An 8,139-nucleotide genomic window follows, 5' to 3' on the forward strand; every position below is an offset into this window, starting at 1 on the left:
TCGTTCCAAAGCAGGCAGCGCAACAGACCAATCTGTAGGGGGTCAATTTTGGACGCCGATCCCCCTGCTTAGGGGGTCAATATTGCAGGCCGAATGACATTTGGATGCCGATCGTGGGTCCCAGTCCAACGCCGATTGACAGCCAGGCTTGAGTTGTTGTTCGAAGAAATCGTCACCAGGAAAGGCGTGGTTTTGAGACTGCTCCTGGGTGATGCGGCCAGCCAGCAGTTCGAGCACCATGCGCGACGATACTTCTTCCAAGAGGAATACGGTACTCGTACTTGACATGGCCGGAAACTTCGCATCCTCATGGAGTAACAAAGGCCAACTTGGATTTCAGGATCCACTCCGCGAGCAGCCAAAGGTGGATTCGCTACTATGAAGATCCGCAAATAGTTGAAGCGTCCTCCGCGAGCATCAAGAGCGCTGACTGCGCAAGCAGAGGCGAAGCCGACACGCAATTGAACTCTTTGCTGGATTCGATCTTCACAACCTCAGAACCCAAGAAATCTCCGGTTAGCGTATCTGGCTTTGCCACCATAAAACTCATCAGACGCATTCTTGCATACAGTTCTGTAGAAGTCGTCTGCGTCTTCCGTCGCGTATCCAGCCCCGGCAAAGCATCCTCTCGCGTTTTCCTGTAGAGTATGCCTCACTCCGCTCGCACTATCAAAAACCGCATTCAGACATCCAACAAGTGCCACCACGTCATCCTTTGACAAACGCTCGTCGCCATTCATCATTCTCGCGTGATTGATGCAAACGGCAATGTTGAACGATGTGAACGAGTCGCTTAGACCCGAGCAGTCTTCAAATCCATCTTCGCTATCATTCAGCCTAAAATGAGCAATCGGAAGGTATCTCATTCTCTGACTTCCCTATGCGAAAAGTCTTTTCGTGATACCAGCTCCATTTCAGAAAGTGCGCTATGCACACGGACGTACGCATCATGAAAAAACGGGCCGATCACGCTGGTGTTTCTCCTGAGCAAGCCCTTTTCCATATCTTCCCGAGCAAATGGCCTCGTCTTGCCTAATTTCTCATTTTCCGCCAGAGACAGCCATCCCTTTTCATGAAGATGAGGCATCAGAACCTTGTGTGCGGTTCCCCACTTGCTCTCATAGGCCCGGCTAACAATCAAAAAGGCTTGGCCCGCGATCAGCTGGGCGTTTTCACCAAGGCGTCTGTCGCTATTGAGGTGGGCTTCCAGTGCCTCGACGGCTTGCTTGGGTGAAAGAGATCTGCCGCTTTCAACTTCTGCAATGAAATGATCCAGCCCTCTCTCAATAAACGGCTTCGTTATCGTCCTCGATGCATAACCGGTCGAGCCGGTTTGTTCATTTCTAACACCTGACAGGGTGTACTTGTTCTTCCTCAGGTATTCTGGTGAACTCGTCAAATCCACGCTGTCCGGCACGATCGTTGGAGCATGTTTCGAGATACCCTCAATTGTCATCCGCCCCCCTTTGAGGCATTTGATATTTTTCATGATGGAGATGTGTGCTTGCTCCGTATTTACCAGGTTCTTGATGTGAACCTTGGTGGCAGCACGGTAGTCTATCATGGATGCAAACCTGTTAGCGCCAATGAGTCTAGGGGCTTTGACCTGGCTGGCAATGCGATTCTTCTCTTCATCGGAAAGGCTGCAATAAATTTGAAAGTATTCTTCCGCCTGTTTTTCGGCCTTGGTAAGTCTGGTGTCGCTGCTGAAGCTCCCTTTTCCGTCGTGCAAAGACGTAGTGGATAGGAAAAAGTCGTTGGCCATCTTGTCATAAAAAAAGACCGGTCCGAGCGCGCCAAAAGCATACTTCATCACGCGAGAGGCCAAGCCCGGCAAGTTGCAGTTTCCGCGTGCTTCCTCTCCGCCACTGGATTTCGAGCGTTGATTGGACCCACGAAGACCAGGAGCGATCTGTCGAGTGGCAAGGCACTTGGTCGGTGGAGTCGTATTCGTCTTGGTCGTGCGCGGCCAAACCATCAAGCCCTGTGGTGCGATCTCGGTGCGTGGCGCCGCCCGAAACACCGTTCCGAATTGACTATTTGTGATACGCACTTCCTATCGTCTCCAGTAGGTGAACCCGCTCGCACTGAATTGTCACTTGGCAGTATTAGACTCGGGTTTTGAAGAGAGATCAGATACCGCGATCAGTTTGCATCCGACATGAGGTCTTACTTCAAGCACTTTCCCCACCTGCGCAATCAGCAGGGCACTCACGGCTTCGGCGGCCGAGGCGAGGTGGCCAGAGGAGATGAGGGCGCTGTCATATGGACCGGTGGATCTATCACGAGCAGCTTCAGATCTTCGTGACCGGCAATATCGGGAATCTCGCCCTTGGGCACTACTTTTCGTCCAATCGGTCGCTGGCGGCCGGCTCTTGCCCGTTGGGGCCGATGGTCGGAGCCGTCGTCGGCGGCGGCGCCCAAAGGCTATCCTGTGTGTGTTTCACCGGGTCCGGTAAAGCCTCAAAGACTCCCCTCGCATAGGCGCCCCCTCAGCTCCGTGCGGGCGGGATTGACCTTGTCGTAGGCGATCACTGCAGCGGCGCGAAGTTGGCTTTTGTCCAACTCTCGAAGGTAGTCCGCCGACCAGTGGTGGATCGTATACGCTTCAAGTTTGTCCATCATCGACCGCCAGCGCCTGATACGCTCCTCTCGCGGCATGTTGACCGCCTGCCAAATTGCCTCCCTGATTTCTTCAGGACGGTTCGGATCCACCAGCAGCGCCTCCTTGTCGTTGAAGTCTTCAGCCGCACCCGCGAACTTCGAGAGCACCAGAACGCCGGGGTCCTTTGGATTCTGCACAGCAACATATTCTTTCGCGACGAGATTCATGCCGTCCCGCAACGGCGTCACGACGCCAACACGCGCAGCGCGGTAAAGACGCGCAAGTGCCGACTGGCTGAACGATTCGTTAATGTAGTGGATCGGGCTCCACTCGTCCGTGCCGTGCTCGGCATTGACTTGGTTGATCCGGCTCTCTACCTCGTTTCTATACCTCTGATACTCTTCAGCGTCGGCACGCGATGGAGGCGCGATCTGCAACAGCGAGATGCTGCGCGGCTCGGCCTTCACCAAAAGCTGATTGAACCCTTCGACCTTTTGGTCGATGCCCTTCGTGTAGTCGAGCCGATCGACGCCGATCGCAAACGTGGTGCCCTCGACGCTTTTCAGAAGGGACGAAACTTTCTCCTGCTCTGCGGGAGACAAGTCTGCAGCCAGGTATTCTGCGAACCGCTTCGGATCGATACCGATTGGGAACTTTTGACATCGCGTCTGGCCCCGCTCCGAGATCACAACGCCATCCTTGCTCTCCAGCGCGAGATGGGAACGCAGACAAGCGAGGAAGTTATTCACGTCTCGGTTCGTCTGAAAACCCAACAGATCGTACTCCAACATCGACTTCATCAGTTCGCGATGATTGGACACGAGCTTGATCATGTCAGGGGCGGGCCATGGCGTATGCAGGAAAAAGCCGGTCGGCCCTTCGATGCCGAGCTTACGCAGATCGGCCGCGAGAGGAAATAAATGATAGTCGTGCACCCAGAATGCGTCCCTATCCTGCAAGCCAAACGCCGCGCGCGCGATAAAGTCGTTCATCTCTCGATAGCTGCGGTACCCCTCTTGCGTGCTCGACATCCGGTCGGACAGGGAGTGCAATGCCGGCCACAACGTCGAGTTCGAATAATCTCGATAGTAGCCGGGATAGTGCTCAACCGGAAGATCGAGCTTGGCCACATGACCTTTGCCAACCTTCTCGAGCGGCAGGGGCTTCTCAGTCCCCTCGCCGCGGATATCCGAGGAGAACATCCAGATGGCCCCGGAACATTCCAAGACTGGCTCGAGGCCGGCTGCAAGTCCGCCGGTCTGGGGTATATTGGGATCGAAGCGAGCGCCGCGGTTCGAAATGACGACCAGCTTCATTATTGGTGGCCGGCCGACCAAATCGAGACGATCGTTAAGGTCGTTCGAGATAACAGGTTGGGAAGGACCTCCGCTGGCTTGTTGCTCTAGCTGCAGTGGGATTTCGCTCAGGCGTTGGTCACACGCCCCTTGGCCTATCGCTTCAGGTTGCTGAGCGGCGTGTAATATAGCATCGGGGCTCAATGTCGCCGCTTTGAGCGCACCATGGACTCGATCCATTTCGTAACTCCGTTGATGATGTTTCAGTTTGATGCGGTTCGCGGATCTGCCTCCAGTTATTTCTCAGCCCCACTTATTTCTACCTCTTAGGACTAGCAGGTTAGTTCTCGGGAAGCTGACAACGTGTCGGACCAAATAGCCGCATCGGCGCTCGCATCCAGGACTGCAGCGCGATCGTGGCGGCGCTTCGCTGACCCGGTCATTAGAGAAGAGGCGGTAAGCTGCCTTGGTATTCGCCCAATCCTGGCAGACGAGCGGAATGCTTTGTCCCATGGCGCGTCCAATCTGCGAGAGCAGTTTGCGGAATCTGTCGCCGAGCCCCTGCATCCGCGTCGCCTGCGCGTAGGTGAAGCTCGATGCGCCGAGCACGGCGACGAAGATCTGCGCCGTTCTGCGCTCACCGGTCAGGCGGTCGACCACCACCGGTACGCCATCGCCGGCATAGTCGACGAACAGCTTGTCGCCAGCCACATGGACCTGGCGCATCGTCACCGACAGACGGCCCTCCCAGGCGCGGTAGACCTCACAGAAGCGCGAGTGCCGGTATCCCCCGGGCTCGGCGGCGATATATTCGTCCCACAGGATCGACAGCGTCACGTGCTTGCGTTCGAGTTCGCGGTGCACGGTCGGCCAGTCGGCTCGGCGATGCGGCGGTGACCCTGCCGGTTGCCATTGCCGGGCACGTCCGTGAGCTCGTCGGGCAACGGCCAAGTCAGACGCGCAGCCTCGAACCGCCGAAGCGCCAACCGCACCGTCGAGGGTGCCGCGCCCACCCGTCGCGCAATCTCGCGGCTCGGCAGCCCCGCCGCCTTCATTCTGATCACATCGCGCACACGGCGCATCGCAAGCCTCTCCGTCGGCATCCAGGTCCCCTTCGCAAAGCCGAAAGGGTTGACCCTATGGGAGCCAGAAGAGGTCTCGTCACCCGGGCGACACCATCCCGGAATGGTGGGCGACATCAATCGCGGAACGAGTGGGCGACTTCAAATGAGCGACTTCAAATCGGAATGATGGGCGAGATCATCTAGGAATACTGGAGGGTTCAAATAGGTCCCGCGTCGCAGATCTCGCCGCAAGTGCGCGCGGGACCTATTTGAAGCTGGATTGAACGAAGCCGCGTCTTGTGAGGGAGGAGCTATGGGGGCTCGATCTAGGCGCCGGCAGGCGCGATTGACCCGATGTCGGGGCCGCGAGCGAGTGTGGCCGCAAATTGCCGCTGATGTTGGCAGCAGAGGATGCCGTCGTCGATAGCGTCGAACGGCGCGTCAAGCCCAAGCCGCTGACTATCGCCCGTTCGCCGGGCGTTCTGAGCGTGCTTGATCGTTCCGACGGAGAACGTCGGCAAGGCGATGCCTACGGTGGGAGCGACGAAGTCGAGGTAGTCGGTCATCATGATGTATCGCAGCGAGGTGCCGCGCGTCGCGGCGTTGGCGCACGCGGCACAGACCCAATCTCGACCATGCGGCCTCCGCAGATGGGGCATAAGTCGAGGCGGTGACCAATGAGGATGGCGCAGCGCTCACGATAGCCGACAGCTTCGGCAGTCCGAATCCAGAGCGGGGCATTCAAGCCTCGTCAAGCAACTTGATGATCAAGGTCGCACTAACTATCAGCAACGTCCGAAATCGTCGATTCCCGTGTTTTGATATCGCCCCAAGCCGCTGCGTTTGCATACTGACAACGAAAACCTCTTCCCGCGTAGTGGGCCGATTGTCAGTTCGGCAACAAAATGTCACTAAGTGGACGATACGCACGGTCAGAAAAAGCAAGAATCAGCAATCTTCAATTCGGCACGCCGCTTGCCTTCTTCACAGCGTCGGCACCGATCGCTTGTGAGCCCGTGATGGATGATTTGGCGACTTTGAGCAAAGGCAGGGAGACTGGCTGTGTCGCGAACTGACGTAGAGCGATTCGTCAACGATCTCGGGAGCGAGGATGGTCTGCTTGAACGCATAAAACCAACTGCTACCGGCCTTGCATCGATTGTCGCGATCGGAAAGAGCCTCGGCTCAGTTTCACACTTGATGAAGCTAAACGTTGCATTCGAGCCCGACAGAGGTTGACGACTAAACGGCTCGCCGGTGGGAGTTTCTATTCGAGTGACACGATCTCGACCAGCGCTGTGCAGGCCCTTGCGGAGGTGGCCACGAGCGGCGCGGAAGCCGCGGCAGCGGCCTCTGACCGCGCCACCGCAGTTGAGCCCGTTGCAGTTGTTGTGGTTGTTATTGTTGCGGTCGCGGCCGAGGTCTGACCTGCCTTTCGCTCTGACCGCATCGGCTGGTTGACGGAGGCCGATGAATGACACACGCTGCCGCCGAGCACTACCGACAGATTTTTGACCGGCGCTCCCCGGAGCAACTGCGCACCCTGTCGCACCTCAAACGCTTCATGGAGCGGTTAGTCGGTGACGTGGAGTTCCGCAGCGCACTTGCTGAGGCAATCGCCACCTCTCAAGCGGTAACAGAGCGGTACGGCATCAAAGTGGATCCAATGGAGGTGCTACCGCTCTGGCGCGGTGGTTACCAACAATACCGCTTCAAGCCGGAGTCTGCGCCGTGGCCGCTGGCTGTGATGTGGGATGAGTATCTCCACGAGATGATGCGTCATCGCGACCTCTTGCGCGATGAAGGCGAGATGTCAACGATCAATCCTCGCTTTCATGCTTGGCGCGAGCGGCAAATCCGGCGCTGCAATGATCAATGGGGCGTGTCGGCGACAGCGCTCACGCACCCCATAATCGCTTTCGAGCTAAGCGAAGGCTGCACCGTCGGCTGTTGGTTCTGCGGCCTCTCGGCCGATCGCTTCAAAGGCTATTACGACTATAGCAAGGAGCATGCAGCGCTTTGGCGGGGCGTGGTTGGTGTCGCGAGCGAAATGTTTGGTTCGGCAGTCCGCACGGGCTTCTGCTACTGGGCCACAGATCCTATGGACAACCCACACTACGATCGCTTTCTGTTCGACTACTATCAGATTACGGGCGCGTTACCGCAAACAACAACGGCAGCCCCACTCAAGGATCGGGCACTCACCAGGCGCGTGCTCGGGCTCTTCAATCTATATCGCACGACGACGAATCGTTTCTCGGTGCTGAGCACGGCACATCTTAATCAGATTCACACGGCGTTTTCGCCTGAGGAGTTGCTAGGAGTCGAACTCATCCTGCAGGGCAACGAGGCGCTGACGGCAAAGGCCATGGCCGGGCGCGCACGCGAGGGGAAGGAGAAGCTCAGGGGCGCTAACAAGGACCGTGCAATCGCCTTTCTGGAACGCAGTCACACGACATCGCCTGTGTTTCCGGCTCCCTCGTAAATATGCGGCAGGGGCGTTTACGACTGGTGACGCCGGTGCCGGGTAGCGAGCGCTGGCCTCTCGGGTACCGCATCCTGGGCGAACGCTTCTTCAGCACGCCTGACGGGTTCCGGGGCGCGCTGCAGAGCATGATCGAACAGCATATGCTCGAGAGCCCAGCCCATGATCTGCCAATCCGCTTCCACAGGGACCTGCAATACAAGGCAGGGAGCCGGTACTTTCATCTTCGCTCACGCAACATGGAACACCGCGTGCTCGACGACATCGCTCCGATTTCCGTTGGCCGTTTGATCGCGGACGGCAACTGCACACTGTCGGAGCTGGTTATTCAGGTCGCAGCTGACGGAAAAACCCTCCTGGAGGTCGCCGACTTGCTCGATCAGTTGTACATGGCCGGCCTGATCGAAGAAGACCTCGACGATCGCTTCATCTGGCAGACCGGTGACTGGACGACGAGTCGCGTCCAAGGGGTCAAACACGCGGGCTCCCGCACGGGTGCAGATTGTGCCGATTCGCATTGAGGTACTACTTAGCCTCAAGCAAGGCAGCATCCCAGCATCCAGCAGTGCTGAGCGCGGTGACAAGCCGCTCCGGTCACGATATGGCGCTTGCGCCCATGGAGGCGCTTGCCGGCGTCGAATCCGCGTGGACCGCCGGCCTCCGTCGTCGAGGCGGTCTGGCTATCGATCA

General features: G+C 57.6%; 6 protein-coding genes and 3 pseudogenes. 2 read left to right on the forward strand and 7 right to left on the reverse strand.

Annotated elements, in window-relative coordinates:
* Nucleotides 1–42 precede the first annotated feature (42 nt).
* The 6 genes and pseudogenes from IVA98_RS08905 to IVA98_RS37530 form a co-directional block, all read right to left on the reverse strand.
* Complete coding sequence (locus IVA98_RS08905; RefSeq protein WP_247354673.1) at nt 43–240, reverse strand: hypothetical protein; 198 nt, start codon at nt 238–240, stop codon at nt 43–45.
* Nucleotides 241–862: 622 nt separating this feature from the next.
* Entirely contained in the window at nt 863–2,053 is a 1,191-nt protein-coding gene (gene xopAG / locus IVA98_RS08910) for a XopAG/AvrGf1 family type III secretion system effector (RefSeq protein ID WP_247354674.1), read from the reverse strand.
* Nucleotides 2,054–2,463: 410 nt separating this feature from the next.
* On the reverse strand, nt 2,464–3,921 hold the full coding sequence (locus IVA98_RS08915) for an alpha,alpha-trehalose-phosphate synthase (UDP-forming) (RefSeq protein ID WP_247354675.1): 1,458 nt from the start codon (nt 3,919–3,921) through the stop codon (nt 2,464–2,466).
* Between the two features lie 438 nt (nt 3,922–4,359).
* A pseudogene (locus IVA98_RS37525) lies at nt 4,360–4,982 on the reverse strand (transposase DNA-binding-containing protein); the annotation flags it as partial.
* A gap of 308 nt (nt 4,983–5,290) precedes the next feature.
* On the reverse strand, nt 5,291–5,530 hold the full coding sequence (locus tag IVA98_RS08935) for a hypothetical protein (protein WP_247354676.1): 240 nt from the start codon (nt 5,528–5,530) through the stop codon (nt 5,291–5,293).
* Nucleotides 5,530–5,685, reverse strand: a pseudogene (locus tag IVA98_RS37530) (IS91 family transposase); the annotation flags it as partial. The pseudogene IVA98_RS37530 and the gene IVA98_RS08935, both read right to left, overlap by 1 nt.
* 753 nt (nt 5,686–6,438) lie before the next feature.
* Between IVA98_RS37530 and IVA98_RS08940 the strand changes: the two are divergent.
* Complete coding sequence (locus tag IVA98_RS08940; protein ID WP_247354677.1) at nt 6,439–7,449, forward strand: radical SAM family RiPP maturation amino acid epimerase; 1,011 nt, start codon at nt 6,439–6,441, stop codon at nt 7,447–7,449.
* A gap of 26 nt (nt 7,450–7,475) precedes the next feature.
* A complete protein-coding gene (locus tag IVA98_RS08945) occupies nt 7,476–7,970 on the forward strand; it encodes a hypothetical protein (protein WP_247354678.1) in 495 nt (164 codons plus the stop codon).
* 71 nt (nt 7,971–8,041) lie between these two features.
* On the opposite strand, the pseudogene IVA98_RS08950 reads toward IVA98_RS08945, so the two are convergent.
* Nucleotides 8,042–8,139: pseudogene (locus IVA98_RS08950) on the reverse strand (IS5/IS1182 family transposase); the annotation flags it as partial.

The organism is Bradyrhizobium sp. 160 (genome assembly GCF_023073735.1).
In the GTDB taxonomy this organism is placed as follows: Bacteria; Pseudomonadota; Alphaproteobacteria; order Rhizobiales; family Xanthobacteraceae; genus Bradyrhizobium.

Excerpts from the sequence above, each read along its gene's own strand:
- IVA98_RS08905 (WP_247354673.1), bottom strand. The coding sequence starts at position 240 with ATGGTGCTCGAACTGCTGGCTGGCCGCATCACCCAGGAGCAGTCTCAA.
- IVA98_RS08915 (WP_247354675.1), bottom strand. The coding sequence starts at position 3,921 with ATGAAGCTGGTCGTCATTTCGAACCGCGGCGCTCGCTTCGATCCCAAT.
- IVA98_RS08935 (WP_247354676.1), bottom strand. The coding sequence starts at position 5,530 with ATGACCGACTACCTCGACTTCGTCGCTCCCACCGTAGGCATCGCCTTG.
- IVA98_RS08940 (WP_247354677.1), top strand. The coding sequence starts at position 6,439 with ATGACACACGCTGCCGCCGAGCACTACCGACAGATTTTTGACCGGCGC.